17 protein-coding genes are annotated in these 20,397 nt (G+C 66.5%); 9 read left to right on the top strand and 8 right to left on the bottom strand.

Annotated elements, in window-relative coordinates:
* Positions 1 to 108 precede the first annotated feature (108 nt).
* Positions 109 to 708, top strand: a complete 600-nt coding sequence (locus tag JWP90_RS07120; protein ID WP_297361694.1) for a vitamin K epoxide reductase family protein — start codon at positions 109 to 111, stop codon at positions 706 to 708.
* Between the two features lie 130 nt (positions 709 to 838).
* Here JWP90_RS07120 and ndk read toward each other — a convergent pair whose 3' ends face one another.
* The 7 genes from ndk to JWP90_RS07085 form a co-directional block, all read right to left on the bottom strand.
* Entirely contained in the window at positions 839 to 1,252 is a 414-nt protein-coding gene (gene ndk / locus JWP90_RS07115; protein ID WP_297361691.1) for a nucleoside-diphosphate kinase, read from the bottom strand.
* Positions 1,253 to 1,257: 5 nt separating this feature from the next.
* Positions 1,258 to 1,617, bottom strand: coding sequence for a DUF4233 domain-containing protein (locus JWP90_RS07110; RefSeq protein WP_297361688.1), 360 nt, complete (start codon positions 1,615 to 1,617; stop codon positions 1,258 to 1,260).
* On the bottom strand, positions 1,614 to 2,975 hold the full coding sequence (locus JWP90_RS07105; protein WP_297361686.1) for a folylpolyglutamate synthase/dihydrofolate synthase family protein: 1,362 nt from the start codon (positions 2,973 to 2,975) through the stop codon (positions 1,614 to 1,616). Before JWP90_RS07105 ends, JWP90_RS07110 begins: the two co-directional genes overlap by 4 nt.
* Positions 2,968 to 6,378, bottom strand: coding sequence for an isoleucine--tRNA ligase (gene ileS / locus JWP90_RS07100; RefSeq protein WP_297361683.1), 3,411 nt, complete (start codon positions 6,376 to 6,378; stop codon positions 2,968 to 2,970). Before ileS ends, JWP90_RS07105 begins: the two co-directional genes overlap by 8 nt.
* 459 nt (positions 6,379 to 6,837) lie before the next feature.
* Positions 6,838 to 7,344: a hypothetical protein gene (locus JWP90_RS07095; protein WP_297361680.1), complete on the bottom strand. Its 507-nt coding sequence runs from the start codon at positions 7,342 to 7,344 to the stop codon at positions 6,838 to 6,840.
* A gap of 161 nt (positions 7,345 to 7,505) precedes the next feature.
* The gene (locus tag JWP90_RS07090) at positions 7,506 to 7,646 is read right to left on the bottom strand and encodes a GntR family transcriptional regulator (protein ID WP_297361678.1); all 141 of its coding nucleotides are present in this window, start codon (positions 7,644 to 7,646) and stop codon (positions 7,506 to 7,508) included.
* A gap of 186 nt (positions 7,647 to 7,832) precedes the next feature.
* A complete protein-coding gene (locus JWP90_RS07085; protein ID WP_297361675.1) occupies positions 7,833 to 8,438 on the bottom strand; it encodes a TetR family transcriptional regulator in 606 nt (201 codons plus the stop codon).
* A 154-nt stretch (positions 8,439 to 8,592) separates the two neighbouring features.
* On the opposite strand from JWP90_RS07085, the gene JWP90_RS07080 reads away from it, so the two are divergent.
* The 7 genes from JWP90_RS07080 to JWP90_RS07050 all read left to right on the top strand — a co-directional run bounded on the left by JWP90_RS07080 (position 8,593) and on the right by JWP90_RS07050 (position 17,357).
* Positions 8,593 to 10,251, top strand: a complete 1,659-nt coding sequence (locus JWP90_RS07080) for an ABC transporter substrate-binding protein (protein WP_297361673.1) — start codon at positions 8,593 to 8,595, stop codon at positions 10,249 to 10,251.
* Positions 10,226 to 11,218, top strand: coding sequence for an ABC transporter permease (locus JWP90_RS07075; RefSeq protein ID WP_297361670.1), 993 nt, complete (start codon positions 10,226 to 10,228; stop codon positions 11,216 to 11,218). The genes JWP90_RS07080 and JWP90_RS07075 overlap by 26 nt, the downstream gene beginning before the upstream one ends.
* Positions 11,215 to 12,072 (top strand): ABC transporter permease, encoded by an 858-nt coding sequence (locus JWP90_RS07070; protein ID WP_297361666.1) that lies wholly within the window; start codon positions 11,215 to 11,217, stop codon positions 12,070 to 12,072. Before JWP90_RS07075 ends, JWP90_RS07070 begins: the two co-directional genes overlap by 4 nt.
* Positions 12,069 to 13,682 carry an ABC transporter ATP-binding protein gene (locus tag JWP90_RS07065; protein WP_297361663.1) on the top strand — a complete coding sequence of 538 codons (1,614 nt, stop codon included), beginning with the start codon at positions 12,069 to 12,071 and terminating at the stop codon, positions 13,680 to 13,682. The genes JWP90_RS07070 and JWP90_RS07065 overlap by 4 nt, the downstream gene beginning before the upstream one ends.
* 351 nt (positions 13,683 to 14,033) lie before the next feature.
* Positions 14,034 to 16,631, top strand: a complete 2,598-nt coding sequence (gene valS, locus JWP90_RS07060; RefSeq protein WP_297361659.1) for a valine--tRNA ligase — start codon at positions 14,034 to 14,036, stop codon at positions 16,629 to 16,631.
* A 9-nt stretch (positions 16,632 to 16,640) separates the two neighbouring features.
* The gene (locus tag JWP90_RS07055) at positions 16,641 to 17,087 is read left to right on the top strand and encodes a GNAT family N-acetyltransferase (RefSeq protein ID WP_297361656.1); all 447 of its coding nucleotides are present in this window, start codon (positions 16,641 to 16,643) and stop codon (positions 17,085 to 17,087) included.
* A 6-nt stretch (positions 17,088 to 17,093) separates the two neighbouring features.
* Entirely contained in the window at positions 17,094 to 17,357 is a 264-nt protein-coding gene (locus tag JWP90_RS07050; RefSeq protein ID WP_297361653.1) for a hypothetical protein, read from the top strand.
* 47 nt (positions 17,358 to 17,404) lie between these two features.
* On the opposite strand, the gene JWP90_RS07045 is transcribed toward JWP90_RS07050, so the two are convergent.
* Positions 17,405 to 18,211, bottom strand: a complete 807-nt coding sequence (locus tag JWP90_RS07045; RefSeq protein ID WP_297361650.1) for a class I SAM-dependent methyltransferase — start codon at positions 18,209 to 18,211, stop codon at positions 17,405 to 17,407.
* Between the two features lie 62 nt (positions 18,212 to 18,273).
* Between JWP90_RS07045 and JWP90_RS07040 the strand changes: the two genes are divergently transcribed.
* Complete coding sequence (locus JWP90_RS07040) at positions 18,274 to 20,322, top strand: M3 family metallopeptidase (protein ID WP_297361647.1); 2,049 nt, start codon at positions 18,274 to 18,276, stop codon at positions 20,320 to 20,322.
* Positions 20,323 to 20,397: the final 75 nt, after the last annotated feature.

Raw genomic sequence — 20,397 nt, 5'->3', positions numbered from 1 at the left:
CGGGTCCAGGGCGCGGCCCTGTCCTCGTCAAGCCATTATCGCACGGCCCGGGCCGTCACCGTGCGTCGACGCGGGGAAGGCGGCATCCCTGCGTGTCATAATCCGAGGGTGAACTCCCCCGGAAACGCGAGACGCCCATTCGGTTTCGCGATTTTTCTCGTGATCGCCGGAGTCGTCGGCTGGATCGCCGCCTTCGCCCTCACCGTCGAGAAGTTCGCGCTGCTCCAGTCGCCTGATACCGTTTTGTCCTGCGACGTCAGCGTGCTCCTGCAGTGCAGTGCCAACCTCGAGTCATGGCAGGGGTCGCTTTTGGGCTTCCCAAACCCTCTCCTCGGCCTCACCGGCTGGGTCGCGCCGATCGTGGTCGGAGCGGCTCTCGTCGCCGGCGCGAGGTTCGACCGCTGGTTCTGGCTGCTGTTCCAGCTCGGGGTGACCGCGGCGTTGGTTCTCGTGGTGTGGCTTATCACCGAGAGCATCTTCGTTCTGGGCACGCTGTGCCCATGGTGCATGGTGACCTGGGCGGTGACGATCCCCGTGTTCTGGGCGGTGACCCTCCGGAATGTCGCCGACGGGGCCGTTCCCGCTCCCGCTGCCGTTCAGCGTGGCGCGCGCGCACTCTCGGGCTGGATCGTGCTGATCACGCTCTCCTGCTACATCCTGATCGCGGTTGTGGCGCAGTTGCGCCTGGACGTGCTCGGCACCCTCTGAACCCTCTGAACGGTGACGGTTCCATCGGGCTGTTCGCCAGCCGAGGGGTCCCGAAGTGTCGTGCGGGGCGCCCCCGCGCGACGATTCCGGCCCCCTCAGCGGCGCTGCCGCCCCGGCAGCAACGACGAAGCTACGAGAACCAGAGGTCGAGCTCGCGCGCGGCGGACTCCGGGCTATCTGAGCCGTGGACGAGGTTCTGCTGAACCTTCAGGCCCCAGTCCCGGCCGAGGTCGCCGCGGATGGTCCCCGGGGCCGCGAGCGTCGGGTCGGTGGTGCCCGCGAGCATCCGGAATCCTTCGATGACACGGTTCCCAGCGACACGGATGGCGACGATCGGACCGGAAAGCATGAACTCGACGAGTGGTTCGTAGAACGGCTTGCCCTCGTGCTCGGCGTAGTGCTCGGCGAGAACGGATCGTTCCGGCTGGACCAGGCGGATGTCGACGAGCGAGTACCCCTTCGCCTCGATGCGGCGGAGGATCTCCCCGGTGAGGTTGCGTGCGACGCCGTCCGGCTTGATCAGTACAAGTGTTTCTTCAACCATGTGCTCTAACTTTCCGTTTCCTGTGTGGCCGTGTTCTGTCGGTCGATCCGCCCACCGACGATCATGCAGTACACCCACATGCCCGCGAAGATGAGGCCGATGAGCCACATCACGGGCACGAAGATGCCCGTGGCAACGATAACGCCTTGCAGCACCCAGCCAACGACGAAAGCCCAGTCGTAGCGCAGCATCGCCAGGGTGAAGAGGATCGCCAGGCAGAGGATTCCTCCGCCGATCAGCGCGACAGGCCCTGGCTGGACCTTGAGCCCGAACGCGACGAGGGAGGCGAGGAAGACAACGATCAGTTCGAAGGCGAGCACGATCGACGCGAGGGACTGACGTACCCCGCGTTTCTGACGCCTCACTTCTTCCATCCGTTCTCTTCGGCCAGCTCGATCACTTCGCCGGCGAGCACGACGGAACCGGTGACGACGACGAGTCGGCTCTCGCCCTCGTTCGCCCATTCCCGAGCTTCGAAGACGGCGTCCTCGAGGTTGTCGTAACTGTGCACAAGGGCGGGATCGACCGCCGCTCGGGCCCGATCGGCCAGTTCGTCGACCGGGATCGACCGGGTTGAGGCGGATGCCGTCAGATGGATCCGCTGGGCGACCGGAGCGAGGACCTCGAGGATGCCCTCCGCGTCCTTGTCGCCGAGCACCCCGAGAACGAACACGATCTCGCGGAAGTCGAAGTATTTGCCGAGCGCGGCCGCCAGGGAGCGCGCGCCGTGCGGGTTGTGCGCGGCATCGACCAGGACGGTGGGTTCCACCCCGACAAGCTGGAGACGGCCGGGCGACTCGACCTCGGTGAGTCCCTCGGTGAGCGGGTCGGTCGAGAGTCGTTGCAGCCCGTTGCCGAGGAACGTCTCGACCGCAGCGATCGCGAGGGCGGCGTTCTGCCCCTGGTGGTCACCGTACAACGGGAGGTACAGGTCAGCGTAGACGCCAGCCCGGCCACGCACGTTGACGACCTGCCCTCCGACAGCGACGACGTCGCTGATCAACTCGAAGTCGATGCCCTGAGCGATCAGCGGTGCTTCCGAAAGCTCAGCGGCATTCACCAGCTGCGCCATGGCATCCGGATGCTGCGCCGCGGTCACGACAGTCGCTGCCGGTTTGATGATCCCAGCCTTGGTGCGGGCGATCTCGGCGATCGTCGATCCGAGCCGGTTCGTGTGGTCGAGGTCGATCGGTGTGAAAACCGCGATCTGTGCGTCGGCGACGTTGGTGGAATCCCACTCGCCGCCCATGCCCACCTCGACGACGGCAACATCGACGGGCGCGTCGGCGAAGACGGCGAACCCAAGCACGGTGAGGACCTCGAAGAAGGTCAGCGAGGGTTCACCGGATTCCTCCAGTTCGAAGTCGACCATGTTGATGTACGGCTGGATGTCGTCCCAGTTGCGCACAAGGGTCTCGTTCGAGATCGGTTCGCCGTCGACGACGATCCGTTCGTTGAAGTGCACGAGGTGCGGGCTGGTGAACAGGCCTGTTCGGAGGCCGTAGCCGCGGAGGATGCCCTCGATCATGCGGCTCGTGCTCGTCTTGCCGTTCGTTCCGGCGATCTGGATGATCGGGTACGCCCGCTGAGGGTCCCCGAGCAAGTCGAGCGCCCGCCTGGTCGGTTCGAGTCGCGGCTGCGGCGCGGCCTCACCGGTGCGCGCGAGCAACGCTTCGTAAACGGCGCGGCCCTGCTCGGTGTATTCGTCGTCGTGGTCAGACATCGATGCTCCTGGTTGCGCGGCGCACGGCCACGGTGAACGATCCGGCGTTCGCGAACGCGCCCTCAGCGAATTCCTGATAGAACTCGACGGGCCCGCCGAACAGCCCTGGAAGCCATTCCGCCGGGGTGCCCGCGCGGCTCGACTCCGGAACTTCGTCGAGCACATGGATGGATGAGGTGGTCGCGAGGGTCTCGGCGGCGATGTCGACGTCGGTGACGAACGACACAGCATCCGCGTCGCCCGGGTCGGAGAAGACCAGCCCGAGGGCGATCCGGTCGCTGACGTCGAATCCTGCAGCCTTGCGGGTGTCCTGCACGGAGCGAACGACGTCGCGGGCGAGTCCTTCAGCCTCCAGGGCGGGTGTCGTCGCCGTGTCGAGGAGGACGAAGCCTCCCCCGGCGAGAAGTGCGAGCGCGGAGCCGGAGTCGCCGTCGGTCGCTGCCGTCTCGAGGACCAGTTCGTACTCCCCCACCTCGAGCGGCACACCCCCAGCGACGACGACGCCGTCCTGTTCGCTCCAGTTCCCTGCGCGTGCGGCCTTGATCACGGTCTGGACGTTCTTGCCCAGGCGAGGACCGGCGGCGCGCGCGTTCACGGTGAGACGCGACGTGATGCCGTAATCGGCAGCGCTCGACTCGGCGAATTGCACGAACCGCACCTCCTTGACGTTGAGTTCATCGCGCAGGATGTCCTCGAACGGCGACAACACCGCAGGGTCAGGGGCGACCACGGTGAGGCTCGCCAGCGGCAGCCGCACTCGGCGTCCCGCCTGTTTGCGCAGCGAGAGCACGGTTGAACTGATGACCCGGATCGAGTCCATCGCCTGGACCAGCACATCGTCCTCTGGCAGTTCGGCCGGGTCCGGCCAGTCGGTGAGGTGGATGCTCCTGCCGCCTGTGAGGTCCTTCCAGATCCGCTCGGAGACGAGCGGGAGAAGAGGAGCTGCGGCGCGGGTCAGCGTTTCCAGGACCGTGTAGAGCGTGTCGAACGCTTCGCTGCCGTTGCCGTCCTCCGCGACACCGACCCAGAAACGGTCTCGCGAGCGGCGCACGTACCAGTTGGTGAGCACGTCGGCGAAGTCCCGGAGGGTCGCTGCAGCGAGGGTCGAGTCGAGGTTGTCCAGGTGGGCGGTGACCTCGGTGAGCATCACCCGGCTCTTGGCGAGGATGTAGCGGTCGAGCACGTCGGTCGAGTCGGTGCGACGCTGGGCGTCATAGCCGCCCTCCCGCGCTGAGTTCGCGTAGAGGCTGAAGAAGTACCACGTGTTCCAGAGCGGCAGCAGCATCTGCCGAACACCCTCACGGATGCCCTCCTCGGTGACGACGAGGTTGCCCCCACGCAGGACGGAACTCGACATGAGGAACCAGCGCATGGCATCCGACCCGTCACGGTCGAAGACCTCGTTCACGTCCGGGTAGTTGCGCAGCGACTTCGACATCTTCTGGCCGTCGCTGCCGAGCACGATGCCGTGGCTGACCACGTTCTTGAATGCCGGGCGATCGAACAGCGCCGTGGACAGCACGTGAAGCGTGTAGAACCAGCCGCGGGTCTGCCCGATGTACTCGACGATGAAGTCGGCGGGGTTGTGCGAGTCGAACCATTCCCGGTTCTCGAACGGATAGTGCACCTGTGCGAATGGCATCGACCCGGAGTCGAACCACACGTCGAGAACATCCGTGATGCGTCGCATCGTCGACTGCCCCGTGGGGTCGTCCGGGTTCGGACGGGTCAGCTCATCGATGTACGGGCGGTGGAGGTCCGTCGGGCGAACGCCGAAGTCCTGCTCGAGTTCGTCGAGCGAGCCGTACACGTCGATGCGCGGGTAGTCGGGGTTGTCGCTCTTCCACACCGGGATCGGGGAACCCCAGTAGCGGTTGCGGCTGATCGACCAGTCACGGGCGTTGCCGATCCACTTGCCGAACTGCCCGTGCTTGACGTTCTCTGGCACCCAGTTGATCTGCTCGTTCAGGTCGACCATGCGGTCGCGGAACTCGGGGACGCGGATGAACCAGCTCGACACCGCCTTGTAGATCAGCGGGTTGCGGCAGCGCCAGCAGTGCGGGTACGAGTGCTCGTAGCTCGCCTGGCGGAGCAGGCGGCCCTCATCCCGGATGACCTGGGTCAGCGGCTTGTTCGCGTCCAACCACAGCAGCCCGGCGACGTCGGTGACCTCGGGCAGGAACTTCCCGCCTTCGTCGACGGAGATGATGACCGGGATGCCTGCAGCTTCACAGATCCTCTGGTCCTCCTCACCGTAGGCGGGCGACTGGTGCACGATGCCGGTGCCGTCTTCGAGGGTGACGTAGTCCGCGACGAGGACCCGCCATGCGTTCTGCATGCCGTACTCCTCAACGTCGGAGTAGTAATCGAAGAGACGGTCGTAGGTGACGTCCTCGAGCTCAGCGCCGACCACGGTGCGCGAGATCGCGGCGACGGCATCCGCGGCTGAGTCGTACCCGAGGTCCTTGGCGTAGTTGCCGACGAGTGCGGTCGCGAGCAGGTACTCCCCGCCGAGCACCTCCGTGGTTCCACCGGCGTCGTGTTTCTCGCGCAGCACCGTGGCATCCGGTGTGCCGTGCGGTCCTGCGGGGATCACCGCGTATTCGATCTCTGGACCGACGGCCAGTGCCGCGTTGGTGGGCAGGGTCCACGGCGTCGTCGTCCAGGCCAGTGCCCGCACGGCCGTGAGGCCGAGCGACTCGGCCTTCAGGCCGGTGAGCGGGAAGGTGACCGTGACGGTCTGGTCCTGGCGCATCTTGTAGACGTCGTCGTCCATGCGCAGTTCGTGGTTGGACAGCGGGGTCTGGTCGCGCCAGCAGTACGGAAGTACGCGGTAACCCTCGTAGGCCAGCCCCTTGTCGTGGAGTTGTTTGAACGCCCAGATGACGCTCTCCATGAAGCTGATGTCGAGGGTCTTGTAGTCGTTCTCGAAGTCGACCCAGCGCGCCTGCCGGGTGACGTAGCGCTCCCAGTCCGCGGTGTATTTGAGCACCGAGTCCTTCGCTGCGGCGTTGAACGCCGCGATGCCCATCTCCTCGATCTGGCTCTTGTCGGTGATCCCCAGCTGGCGCTCGGCTTCGAGCTCGGCGGGGAGGCCGTGGGTGTCCCAGCCGAAACGGCGGTGCACCTGCTTGCCGCGCATCGTCTGGAACCGGGGGAACACGTCCTTGGCGTAGCCGGTGAGAAGGTGCCCGTAGTGCGGAAGCCCGTTCGCGAACGGGGGCCCATCGTAGAAGACCCACTCGTCTGCGCCTTCGCGCTGGGAGACGGATGCCTCAAAGGTCGCGTCGCTCTTCCAGAACGCGAGAACGTCGTTCTCGATTTCAGGGAACTTCGGCGACGGAGTCACGCCGAACGCGGCTCCGGTCTGGGGCGCGTCGTCGTGGGACTTGGGGTACGGCATATTTCTCCCGGCAGGTTTCGATGTTTCACCTGCGAGGGCGGATCAGGTTCGATCCGCGGTACCACCTCGCTTGCCGCACGGAGCGGCCACTCGTTCATTGGCTGTGACGGGCCAGACCCGCCCGGTTCTACTGGGCACCGCAGGTTCGCGGTGCTGTTCTTCCGGAGACTCCCCGGTGATGGCCGGATCGCAGTCGATCTCTCAAGGATAGCGGTTCGAGCGCGCGGCTGCCGCGAGTTGCCCGGATTCGAGGGTCGACGGCGCCGCACACCCACCGAAGTGGGCAACTCGCGGTCAGGAGGACGCCCGGGTGCGGTTCATCAGCGTTGCGTCCACGCTGACCCTCCAGAACGAGGTGAGGAACACGAGGGCGGTCACCACGAGAATGGGGATCGCGGCAAGCCACCGTGTTCCGGTGCGACGAGGAACACCGTAACGCCCACCGCAAGGGCGCCGATGTCAGCAACACCGACGAAAGCAGCGACCCGGGGCAAGAGTCACCGATCGGGACCAGTACAGGCGCTCCCGGGACTCGGCCGCCACAGGTTCGGCGTTCTCACCCGTCAACCCGGTCGAGGCGGACTCCGGCAGGATGAACCACCCGACGCCCGCGAGCACCACCCCGGCGACTGCCGAACAGCGAGGGCAGCACGATGCCGGGGCGTCCGCCGCGTCGGCCCGGCCGCCCTGGCCCTCCTGCCCCTTGAGCATCCCGATGCCGAGGAAGGTGCTGATGACGAGACCGATGACAAGCAGAACCTTCGAATTCACCGAGAGCGGGCCGTCGGCAGCACTGCCGCGCACTCCCGCGAACACGACGGCGCAGAAGAAGACCGTGATCCCCGTCGGCATCAGCACGAACATCCAGGGGCTGCCGAAGCCTCCGCTCCGGTGGATCGCGATCGGGTCCGGCAGGGACGGAACCCAGCTCACCATCAGAGCGGCGCTGGCCAGAACGATGGCCAACGGGTGATCAAGCCGATGACCACGACGGTGGCGCGGTCGGGGCGTTCCGCGGTGCTCATAGGGAAGCCTCTCTGACAGGTGCGGTAACGACGGCAGGATCGAGGCCGAGTAGTCGTGCCCCATCGACGACCGCGGCGATCGCGGAGCGCGACTCGGCGTATTCAGCCGCCTTGCCGGTCACGGTTGCGCCGCGTCCCGGGCGAAGGTCGACGAATTCCCTCGTCGCGCAGCAGCTGGTGTGCCCTCCGCACGGCGTGGACGTTCATGTCGAGCGATGCGGCAAGTTCTCGCGCCGACGGCAACCGCTCACCCGGGGCGAGAGATCCGCGAATGGTCGCGGACCCGATACCACCGGCGAGCTGGTCGCGCAGCGAAGAGCCGGGTCGATTCGCAGGAGCACGAACTCATCGAGAAGCGCAAGATCTCACGAGTTGCCCGGACTCGTGGGTCAGCGGTACCGCGCACCCGCCGAAGTGGGCAACTCGCGGTTAGAGCACCGCGGCGAAGCCGGCACAGACCGGAGCGATCGCCTCGGCGACGTAGTCGGCGAGCGGCCGGCGCCCGATGCCCGCACTCGCCCAGACACCGGCAGCGGCGGCGGCAGCGCCGATCACCGAGAACGCCACCGCCTGCGGCAGAACGGCGCCAGCCGAGTCGCCGAGCCGACGGAGGACGAAGGAGCCGAGGACATCGCACTGCTTCATGAATCGCCGCAGCCCGGATGCCTCAAGGTCGTCGCGAGTGCCCATCAGATCGACCTGGGTCAGCGCCCACGGCACCCGGTCGTCCGGGTGGGATGCGGCGACCCGCACGATGGCGTCCCGGACGGCATCCATCACAGCCACCTCGGCCCCCGACGCGGCGAGCTCGTCGGCGAGTCGCTCGACCGTCTCGTCGAAGTCGACCCAGAGCACGTCCGATTTCGAGGCGAAATAGTTGAAGAAGGTGTTTCGGCTCACGCCTGCCCGTGCCGCGATCTGGTCGACCGTGGTGCGCGCGTAGGTCTGCTCGAGGAACAGTTCTGCGGCCGCTTCCTCCAGCGTGCGCTTCGACGAGCGCCGCGGCCGACCGATGTGGTGTGCGATGTCGTTCATGTCTGCTCCTCTCCCGAAGAAGCGTATCGACTATGCCGTGTGCCACCCGGAGCTCCGGGAAGGAAATCGACGCTAGAATCGTTATTAGACCGCGTCCAATAAACAATCCTCCCGTGAGCACTCGCCGCTCGCTCCCTCTCGCCAAGGAACAGCCATGCACACCACCCCCCACTCGCGAGCGCGCCACCTACTCGCATCCGTCGCCGCGGCAACGGGAATCGCCCTTGTCCTTGCCGGATGCCAGGCCACACCGGGCGACTCCGGGTCAACGCCCGTCGCAGGCGGCACGCTCACCTACGCCAGCGGCGACGCCGAACCCACCTGCCTCGACCCCCACGTCGGCGGCAACTATCCGCAGGCCCTGATCGCCGGGCAGTTCCTCGACTCGCTGGTGTCGAGAGATGCCGACGGGACGATCATCCCGTGGCTCGCAACCCAGTGGTCGGTGTCGGACGACAACCTGAGCTGGGACTTCACCCTCAAGGACGACGTCACCTTCACCGACGGAACCCCGTTCAACGCGGAGGCTGTCAAAGTCAACGTCGAGCACCTGAAGGATCCAGCCACGAAGTCGTCGACCGGGTACCTCGCCCTCGGCAAAGTGACGTCCGTCGATGTCGTGTCGGACACCGTCGCTCGGTTCAACCTCAGTGCGCCTGACAGCGCACTGCTCGAGTCCCTGTCGCAGCCCTGGGTCGCGATCGAGTCGCCCGCCGGAATCGCCCGCGGCATGGAGGAGAACTGCCAGGCACCAATCGGCACCGGTCCGTTCGTCGTCGACGAATGGGTCAAGCAGGACCATGTCTCCCTCGTCCGCAACGAGAACTACAACTCGCCTCCAGCCGACGCGAAGCACGACGGCAAGGCCTACCTCGAAGCGATCGAGTGGCGATTCCTCCCCGACTCCGCTTCGCGCTACGCGGCGCTCCAGGCCGGTCAGGTGGACGTGATCGACAACGCCCAGCCCGATACCATCGCATCAGCGCAGAAGACTGAGACCCTCGCCCACCTTGACGCACCACGGCCGGGGGCGTCGAACCGGATCGAGCTGAACTCCGGTACGGCGCCGTTCAACGACGCCGCCGTGCGGGAAGCATTCATCCGGGCGGTCGACGTCAACGACGGCATCGAGTCGCTCTTCTTCGGCTCGGCAGAACGCTCATACTCGCCGCTGTCGAGCGTCGAGCGCACCGCGTACTCCGACGCGTCCCTCTTCACCACCGACCTCGACGAAGCGAACGCGCTGCTCGACGAAGCCGGCTGGACCGAACGGGATTCCGACGGCTACCGCGTGAAAGACGGTGAGCGCCTATCCCTCGACTTCCCGGTGTCGACGAACCAATCGATCCCCGCCGAGCAGTCCCTCTTCGAACAGATCCAGGCGACGGCGAAGACCGCAGGCTTCGAGGTGAACCTCAGCCTGCTCGACCTGTCGAGCTGGTACGGCGTACTCGCCCAGAACAACTATGACCTCGTGAGCGCTCCGTACACGAAGGTCGGCCCAGACGTGCTCCGCATCCTGTACCACTCCGACGGCATCACCCCAGCGCCCAGCGGCTACTTCGCGAACCTGTCGCAGCTGAGCAACCCGGAGCTCGACGGCCTGCTGACCGCAGCGTCGGAGATCTCCGACGCCGACGCGCGTGCAGACCTGTACGAGCAGGCACAGAAGATCGTCCTCGAGGGTTTCCACATCCTGCCCCTGTACGACCAGCAGAACCACTTCCTCCTCGGCACCCAGGTGAAAGACGCCCGAGCACTCCCCACGGTATCGACGCCGACGTTCTATGACGCCTGGCTCAGCAGAAACTAGGCCAGCAGGCCAGTCGAGGAGCTTCCGGACTGCCCGGTGGCTCCTCCTCCGCCTGGGCGGGTCGGTGTTCGTGCTATGGGCGGTCGCGACTCTCACGTTTTTCGCGATCCGGCTCATTCCCGGCGACCCCGCCGAAGCCGTCCTCGGCGGGCCGGGCTCTCAGGCATCGCAGGAGACGCTCGACCAGGTCCGGCGGGACTACGGCCTTGACCTGCCACTGGGCGTCCAGTATCTGAACGCGCTCGGCCGGCTGCTGACCGGCGACCTCGGCACGTCATATGCGCTCAAGGTGCCCGTCGCCGACCTGCTTGCCGCCCAGATCGGGGGAACGCTCGTTCTCGCCCTTGCAGCATTCACTGTGGCCTGGGCGATCGCTCTCGTGCTCTCGCTGTGGTCCACCCGCGGAAGCCGGTTCGCAGCATCGCTCGGCCAGGGTATCGAACTCACCAGTGCGGCACTCCCTCACTTCTGGCTTGCCACGGTGCTCATCGCCGTCTTCAGCAGCGCCCTCGGTTGGCTGCCCCCTGTCTCCACCGGCGGCCCGGCAGGGCTGGTGCTCCCCACTGTCACGCTCGCCATTCCGCTCGCCGGCTTCCTCGCGCAGGTGATGCGGGAGACCCTCCTCGACACCCTCGACGCCCCGTTCATCGTCTCGGCGAGGGCGAGAGGTGAAAGCGAACGCGGCATCCGTCTTCGCCACGCGCTCCGCCACGCGAGCCTGCCAGCGATCAGCCTCTCCGGCTGGGCGCTCGGCTACCTCATCTCGGGCGCCGTCGTCGTCGAGACGATTTTCGCCCGCCCCGGACTCGGCCGAACCCTTCTGCAGGCGGTCACGCTCCGCGACGTGCCCATCGTCACGGGGGTCGTCCTCCTCGCCGCCCTCGTCTACATCGTCATGACGGTCGTCACGGATGCCGCGTCACGGCTGGCCGACCCTCGGCTGCGCCGTGCGGAGGCGGGGCGATGAGCGAACTGGACCTGCGGACGGCGGCGGCGAGCGCCGCCCCAGCCAGACGTGCACGCCCGAGTGCCGGGGAGATCCTGGCCATCGGCTTCGTGCTCTTCCTGCTGATCGCGACGGTCGCCCCGAACGCGCTGTCCTCCATCGACCCGAACGCGATCGCCGCCCGCGAGGCTTTCCAGGGACCGTCGCTGCAGCACTGGTTCGGAACCGACGAATCCGGACGGGACATCTACAGCCGCGTTGTCGCCGGCACCTCCACATCGCTGTTGATCGGCGTTTCGGCGACCGCGATCGGTCTGGCGCTCGGCCTGGTTCTCGGGGTGCTCGCCGGTTTCGGCGGACGGGTGCTCGACTTCACGGTGAACCGCACCATTGAAGTCCTGTTCGCTTTCCCCGGCCTGCTGCTCGCCCTGCTGGTGATCGTGATCGCCGGCCCCGGCCCCGTCACGGCGACTCTCGCCGTCGGTTTGTCGACTGCGCCCGGATACGCGCGGATCATCCGGGGGCAACTGGTGGGCATCCGTTCATCGGCCTACGTCGAATCCGCCCGTGTGCTCGGCCACGGACCGTGGCGGATCCTCACCAGGCACATCCTGCCGAACGCTCTCGCTCCGCTGTTGGTGCTCGCAACCCTCGGCATCGGGCAAGCGGTGGTGTGGGCTGCTGCACTGAGCTACCTCGGACTCGGCGCCCAGCCACCGGCGGCCGAGTGGGGCGCGATGCTCTCAGCGGGGCGGACCTACATCGGCACTGCATGGTGGCTGACCGTGTTCCCCGGTCTGATGATCGTGCTCACCACGATCGCGACGACCGTTCTCGGCCGCAGCCTCACCCGCCGATCGGCAGGACAGCGATGAACGCACACGAGAACCTCCTCGAGGTCGACGGGCTCTCCGTCTCCTTCGACGGCACCGCTGTGGTCAGAGACCTCTCCTTCCGGGTCGCCCGAGGCGAATGCGTCGCGATCGTCGGCGAATCCGGGTCCGGCAAAAGCGTCACGGCCCGATCCCTCCTCGGCCTCGCCGGCCGGGGGTCCCTCGTCACCTCCTCGAGCCTCCGCCTCGCCGGCCGCGACCTCCGTTCAGCGACCGAGCGCGACTGGCGCGCTGTCCGCGGCTCACAGATCGGACTCGTTCTGCAGGACGCTCTCGTGTCGCTCGACCCGCTGCGGCCCATCGGCCGGGAGATCGGCGACGCCGTGCGCCTGCATTCGCACCTGTCGGCGGAAGACGCCCGCACCCGGGTGCTGAGCCTTCTCGCCAGCGTCGGCATGCCGGACCCGGAACGGGCGATCCACCAGCGTTCGGGTGAGCTCAGCGGCGGACTGCGGCAGAGAGCCCTCATCGCCTCAGCGATCGCGCTCGACCCGCCGATGCTCATCGCTGACGAACCGACCACGGCCCTCGACGTCACAATCCAGGCGCGCATTCTCGAGTTGCTCGCCGACGTGAAATCGCGAGGAACCGGCATCCTGCTCATCAGCCACGACCTCGCGGTGGTGAGCGCCATCGCCGACCGGGTGCTCGTGATGAAGGACGGTCGTGTTGTCGAGTCGGGGAACACGCGGGAACTTCTCGCCGAACCACGTGAGGAGTACACCCGTCGCCTGATCGCCGCCGTTCCCACCGACAAACCCCGTCACACCCCGCTCGTTCCCGGTGGGGCGTCGGTGCCCGCTGTCGCGTCAGCGCCGGATGCCCTCGCCCCGGCAGTCCTCGAAGCGCGGGGCCTCGTGAAGACGTTCCCGTCGCCCGCTGGCCGGTTCCGCGCTGTGGACGATGTCTCCTTCTGTCTTCGGCGAGGAGAAACGCTCGGGCTCGTCGGCGAATCCGGGTCGGGGAAGACGACGGTGGCTCGACTCGTCCTCGCCCTGGCGACAGCGGACGACGGAGACGTCCTGCTCGACGGCGGCCCGTTCTCGGAGCTTCGTGAACGCGACCGTCGGCCCGTGCGCCGGCGGATCGGTGCCATCTACCAGGACAGCCTGAGCTCATTCGACCCGCGACTGAGTGTGCGCCGCATCCTCGCCGATGCGAGCGCCCTCGCACCGGAAGCGGACCGTTCCAGCGTCGGGGAGCTGCTCGACGCCGTCGGGCTGCCCGCAGCCGTGGCCGGTTCCCTGCCGTTGCACCTCTCCGGCGGGCAGCGGCAGCGCGTGTCGATCGCCCGTGCACTGGCCGCGCGGCCAGAGGTGATCGTCTGCGACGAGCCGGTGTCAGCCCTTGACGTCACCATCCAGGCGCAGGTCCTCGACCTGCTCGACAGGTTGCAGACCGACCGCGGGCTGAGCTACCTGTTCATCTCCCACGACCTGGGAGTGATCCGTCACATGAGCGACAGGGTCGCCGTCATGAAGGACGGCCGGATCGTGGAGACCGGCGACGCGGCGAGCGTATTCGAGGACCCGAAGCATCCGTACACCGAACGGCTCGTGGCCGACGCCCCGCGGCTCGTGTTCGCGCCGTAGCTCGACACTGCCGGCTGCGCAGAGATCCGGGCGCGGGAAGACCGCTGGGGATGCGGCACCGCGGTAGGACGCTCAGGAGCCGGATGCGTCAATCTCCTCCGCGAGGAAGTCCACGAGGGTGCTGGCCGCCCGCCGTTCTCGGTCGCGGTGTCGTCGTCGCTGTCATTCCGGCCCTGCACGGCGGCAGTTCAGGGAGCGCCATACAGGGTGTCAGGGGCTTGCGCCTGGTGGGGCCCCAGCCCAGCCGCGCCCCGCCCGGTTTCTGTGCCGTCCGGCTCCGCTACGATTGAAGGACCCCAGACACTCAGGCACGTTCACACGGTGCCGCCTATATCGAAACCGGAGTACCCCATGACCGCGCACGTTCCCGACAAGCCGGCACTCGAAGGCCTCGAAGCCAAATGGGGTCCCGTCTGGGAAGATGCGGGCACCTACCGGTTCAACCGCTCCGCAGCCCTTGAGGGGGGACGCGACTGCGTGTACTCCATCGACACTCCCCCGCCCACCGCCTCAGGGTCGCTGCACATCGGTCACGTCTTCAGCTACACCCACACCGATGTCGTCGCGCGGTTCCAGCGGATGACCGGCAAGCAGGTCTTCTACCCGATGGGCTGGGACGACAACGGCCTGCCCACCGAACGCCGGGTGCAGAACTACTACGGTGTGCGCTGCGATCCCACGCTCCCCTACGACACCGACTTCGTTCCTCCATTCGAGGGCGGAGACGGCAAGAGCTCCAAAGCCGCAGACCAGAAGCCCATCTCGCGCCGCAACTTCATCGAGCTGTGCGAACGCCTCACCGCCGAGGACGAGAAGCAGTTCGAAGCCCTGTGGCGCACTCTGGGCCTGTCGGTCGACTGGTCGCAGTCGTACCGCACCATCGGAGACGACTCGATCCGGGCGAGCCAGCTCGCCTTCCTTCGGAACCTCGAGCGCGGTGAGGCCTACCAGGCCATGGCGCCGACCCTGTGGGACATCACCTTCCGTACCGCGGTCGCCCAGGCCGAACTCGAAGACAAGGAACAGAAAGCCTCCTATCACCGTCTCGCCTTCGCCAAGCCCGACGGCGGCACGATCGAGATCGAGACCACCCGGCCCGAGTTGCTTCCCGCCTGTGTCGCCCTCGTCGCCCATCCCGATGACGAGCGCTTTCAGCCCTACTTCGGCACCACGGTGACGACTCCGCTGTTCGGCGTCGAGGTTCCCGTGCTCGCCCACCACCTGGCACAGCCGGACAAGGGTGCCGGAATCGCCATGATCTGTACGTTCGGCGACGTCACTGACGTGGTCTGGTGGCGTGAGCTCGATCTGCCGAACCGGACGATCATGGGTCGCGACGGGCGCATCATCCACGAAGCACCGGATGTGATCACTTCCGAGTCCGGACTGGCCGCCTACCGCGAATTGGCCGGCAAGACCGTGTTCAGCGCCAAGCAGGCCGTCGTGCAGTTGCTCACAGACTCCGGCGATCTCATTGGGGACCCCAAGCCGACGACGCACCAGGTGAAGTTCTTCGAGAAGGGCGACAAGCCACTCGAGATCGTGTCGACCCGCCAGTGGTACATCAAGAACGGCGCGCGTGACGAGCAACTCCGCGCTCGGCTGATCGAACTGGGCAAAGAGCTCCAGTGGCACCCGGACTTCATGCGCGTGCGTTACGAGAACTGGGTCGGTGGCCTCACGGGCGACTGGCTGATCTCCCGGCAGCGCTTCTTCGGTGTGCCGATCCCGCTCTGGTACCCGCTCGATGGCCACGGCGAACCGATCTACGAATCCCCGATTCTCCCGGATGCCGCTACGCTGCCGGTCGACCCGTCGAGCGATGCCGCCCCCGGCTACGACGAGTCGCAGCGCAACGTTGCCGGCGGTTTCGTCGGTGAACTCGACATCATGGACACCTGGGCCACATCGTCGCTGACCCCGCAACTCGCGGGCGGCTGGGAACGGGATCCCGAACTGTGGAACCTCGTCTTCCCGTACTCCATGCGTCCCCAGGGCCAGGACATCATCCGCACCTGGTTGTTCTCGACCATGCTGCGCTCCGCGCTGGAGTACAACGAGAAGCCCTGGGAGCATGCCGCTCTCTCGGGCTGGATCCTCGACCCCGACCGCAAGAAGATGTCGAAATCGAAGGGCAACGTCGTCACCCCGGCGGACATCCTCGAGAAGCACGGTTCGGATGCCGTCCGATACTGGGCAGCCTCTTCGCGGCTGGGCACGGATGCCGGCTTCGACCCGCAGAACCCGACCCAGATCAAGATCGGGCGGCGCCTCGCCATCAAGGTGCTCAACGCGTCGAAGTTCATCCTCAGTTTCGAGTCCGCGGCGGATGCCTCGGTGACCGAGCCTGTCGACCTGAGCATGCTCGCCACGCTGCGCACGGTCGTCGCCGACGCCACTGCAGCCTTCGAAGCGTACGACCACGCTCGCGCACTCGAGACCACGGAGTCGTTCTTCTGGACGTTCTGCGACGACTACCTCGAGCTCGTGAAGGAACGCGCCTATGACGCGGAGCACCCCGGCCAGGCTTCTGCCGTCGCTGCGCTGCGTGAGGCCCTCAGCGTCCTGCTTCGACTTTTCGCTCCCTTCATCCCGTTCGCAGCCGACGAATCGTGGTCTTGGTGGAACGAAGGATCCGTGCACGCCGCGGCCTGGCCGACCGGTGATGAGCTGACCGGCGCCGGAAACCCGGAGCTCCTGGTCCTCACCGGGCAGGCGCTCACCAGCATCCGTCGCGCCAAGACCGACGCGAAGGCGTCGCAGAAAGCCACCCTCACCGAGGCGACTCTCACCGGAACGGCGGAACAGATCGCTCTTTTGACCCTCGCAGAAGGGGATCTCAAGGCGGTAGGTCGTATCGTTACACTCAGTTTCACCTCGGGAGACGAATTATCCGTCACCGGAGTGAACTTCGCCCCGGTCGACGCCCCTACGTCGAACCATAGTTGAGGAGAAACCATGACGTTTGAGATTCGCAGCACCCGAGACCGCGACTTCTTCAACTGGCTGCCCCTGTTCGCCGACTACGGCAACTTCTACGGCACACCGGTGCCCGATGAGAAAGCGTTGCTCGTGTGGAGCTGGATCACCGAGAAGACTCATGGACTGTCGGCTCTTGTCGCCCAGAACGAGGACGGCACGTTGGTCGGCCTCGCCCACTACCGCACCTTCGCCCGCCCGCTGGCCGGCGGCACCGGAGTCTTCATCGACGATCTGTTCGTCACACCGGATGCTCGAGGGAACGGCATAGCGACCGCACTGATCGAGCGGGTGACTGAGATCGCCCGCGCCCAGCGATCGGGCATCGTCCGGTGGATCACCGCGCCGGACAACGACGAAGCGCAGGTGCTCTACGACAAAGTCGCCGACCGCACCAACTGGGTCACCTACGACCTGACCGTCTGACGCGCCATGCAACTCGGTACGAGATGGACCGTCGGCGAGGCGCCTCCGGCCGCCCTCCCGGATGTCGTGGTGGCGGCGGTACGGACGGTTGAGGACGAACTGCGTGCCGACGACGTCGACGCCCGCCAATGGCGCTGGACGCTCACCTGGCTGGAGCGTCGACCGGTTCTCGAGCTCGATGACGGCACCATCATCTCCTACAACGACGTGACCGACAGCGCGACGATCCGCCAGCACGACGCCGGTCTTCCCGACGACGAAGAGGACTAACCGCCGGCTGGCCCACCCTGCCAGCGGCCCGCGCGGCATCCGTTTCGCTACTTGCGTGCCAGGATCTCCCCGTGCGGCATCGCGTACCAGCCGCGCGGATCGGCGACCCACGCGGTCCACGCCGAGGAGATTTCCTCCAGGTCGACCTGGGTAGCCGCGCCGGTCTCGAGCGACTGCGGTGCGAAGCTCGATTCGAGCGCGCGAACCGCCCACGCGCTTCCCCACCAATCCCGGTCGTCGTCGGTGGAGAAGCACCAGATCGAAGCGGTGCTCTCCACGTCGGAGAAACCGGCGTCACGCGCCCACGCTTTCAGCGAGCGACCCGCGTCGGGCTCTCCGGCGTTGGACCTGGCGACGGACTGGTACACGCGCATCCACGTGTCGAGCCCCGGCAGCAGCGGATACCATGACGCTGCGCCGTAGATGACGTCACGGGCGGCGACGATGCCGCCGGGTTTCACCACGCGACGCATCTCCCGCAATACCGCGACCGGGTCGCCGACGTGCTGGAGCACCTGGTGGGCGTGGACGATGTCGAAGGTGTCGTCGGGGTAGTCGAGCGCGTACGCGTCTCCGGCAACGAAGTCGACGTTGAGCACGTCGCTGTCGCGGGCGAGCGTTGACGCCTGAACGCAGACGTCGGCGGAGGCATCCATCCCGATGACATTGCCGGGGAAGACCCGCTGGGCGATGTCGATCGTGATCGTGCCTGGGCCGCTACCGACATCGAGCACCGAAGAGCCACGGGTCAGGTGGGGTGCCAGGTATGCCGCTGAATTGTCGACGGTGCGCCAACTGTGGGTACGGAGAACGCTCTCGTGATGCCCCAGCGTATAGCGCTCAGAGTTAGCCATGACTCAACCTTATGGGTGCGCCCGGAGAGACTCGGTACACATGTCGGCCCTAGGGTTGGGACATGCCAGAGTCGCTGAACCCGTTCCTCGTTCCAAGCACGCTGCCGTACCAGCTGCCGCCGTTCGCCGACATCCGCGACGAACACTATCGCCCCGCCTTCGAGCAGGGCATGACCGAGCAGCTCGCAGAAATCGAGGCGGTCGTCACGACGACGGATGCCGCCACATTCGAGAACACCATCCTCGCCCTTGAGCGTTCCGGCCAGACGCTGGAACGGGTCGGTAACGTGTTCTTCAACAAGAGCTCGGCGGACTCGAACCCGGTGACCTTGGCACTCGAGGAGCACATCGCCCCGTTGCTCGCGGCGCACTCCGACGCGATCCGGCTGCACCCGGCGCTGTACGCCCGCATCTCCTCGGTGCATGATCGGCTCGACGAGCTCGCACTCGACACGCAGGCCCGATATCTCGTGGAGCGGTACCACACCCAGTTCACCCTTTCCGGCGCCGGCCTCAGCGAGCAAGACAAAGAGACGCTCCGCGCTCTGAACAGCACCCTTTCGACGTTGACGACTCGGTTCGAGAAGAACCTGCTGGCTGACACCAACGACCTGGCCGTCGTGGTCGAGGACGTGGCGGAACTCGATGGGCTCAGCGAGGGCGAGATCTCAACAGCGGCGCAGGCGGCGCTGGATCGCGGCCTTGACGGCAGTTACCTGCTCACACTGGTACTTCCGACGGGACACCCGGCCCTCGCCAGCCTGAAACGACGGGATGTTCGGGAACGGATCATGCGCGCGTCCCGGTCCCGCGGCATCCGTGGTGGGGATCACGACAACCGGAGCCTTGTGCTCGAGATCACCCGGCTGCGGGCGGAGCGAGCAGAACTGCTCGGCTTCGACTCGCACGCCGCGTTCGTGACGGCAGACGAGACGGCGGGGAACCCGGAGAGCGTCGCACGCATGCTCGGCTCGCTCGCACCGGCCGCAGCAGGTAACGCCCGGACCGAGCAGGCCGACCTCCAGGCACTCGTGGATGCAGGTGACGACCGGTATGACGTTCACAGCTGGGACTGGGCGTTCCTGACCGAGCAGGTGCGCGCTGCCCGCTTCGCCGTCGACACGGCGGCCATGCGAGCGTATTTCGAAGCCGACCGGGTGCTTCTCGACGGCATCTTCTTCGCCGCTGAACGGCTCTACGGTGTGCGGTTCGCGGAGCGTACCGACCTCGTCGCCTACCATCCGGAGGTTCGCGTCTTCGAGGTGACCGAAGCGGACGGCTCCCCCGTCGGCCTCTACCTCCTCGACCTTCACACCCGGGATTCCAAGCGCGGCGGCGCGTGGATGAACCCGCTGATCGCTCAGAACACACTGCTCGACCAGCCCACCGTCGTGGTGAACAACCTCAACGTTCCGAAGCCGGCGCCCGGTCTGCCGACCCTGCTGAGCTTCGACGAGGTGCGAACGTTCTTCCACGAGTTCGGTCACGCCCTGCATGGCCTCTTCGCAAGGGTCGACTATCCACGGTTCGCCGGGACGAATGTGCACCGCGACTTCGTCGAGTTCCCGAGCCAGGTGAATGAGATGTGGATGCTGTGGCCTGAGGTCCTCGCCAACTACGCGGTACACCATGAGACCGGGGAGCGGATGCCACAGACCCTCGTCGACAACATCCGCCGGTCCACGTCGTTCAATGAGGGATTCCTCACCAGCGAATATCTGGCTGCGGCCATACTCGACCAAGCCTGGCACCGAATCGGGTCGGATACGGTCGTCGAGGATGTCGCGGCGTTTGAGAGTAACGCCCTGGCCGAAGCAGGGCTCGACAACCCCGCGGTGCCGACGCGGTACTCGAGCACCTATTTCGCGCACACCTTCTCAGGCGGATACGACGCCGGCTACTACTCCTACATCTGGAGCGAGGTCCTCGACGCGGATGCCGTCGAGTGGTTCACCGAGAACGGCGGGTTGACGAGGCAGAACGGCGATCGCTTCCGTTCCCTCGTGCTCGCTGCCGGCGGCGGCAAGGACCCGCTGGCGGCATACCGTGAGTTCCGTGGTCGCGACGCTCGCATCGAGCCGCTGCTGAAGCGCCGCGGGCTGACGAAGTAGCCCGCGGCGCTCGAGTCTTCTCGGGGACGATCAAGTTGCCCCAAAGCGTCACTCGCAGGTTCGAGTTGCCCCAAA

This window comes from Mycetocola sp. (assembly GCF_025464835.1).
Classification (GTDB): domain Bacteria; phylum Actinomycetota; class Actinomycetes; order Actinomycetales; family Microbacteriaceae; genus Mycetocola_A.
This window is presented reverse-complemented; position numbering and strand designations above follow the sequence as displayed.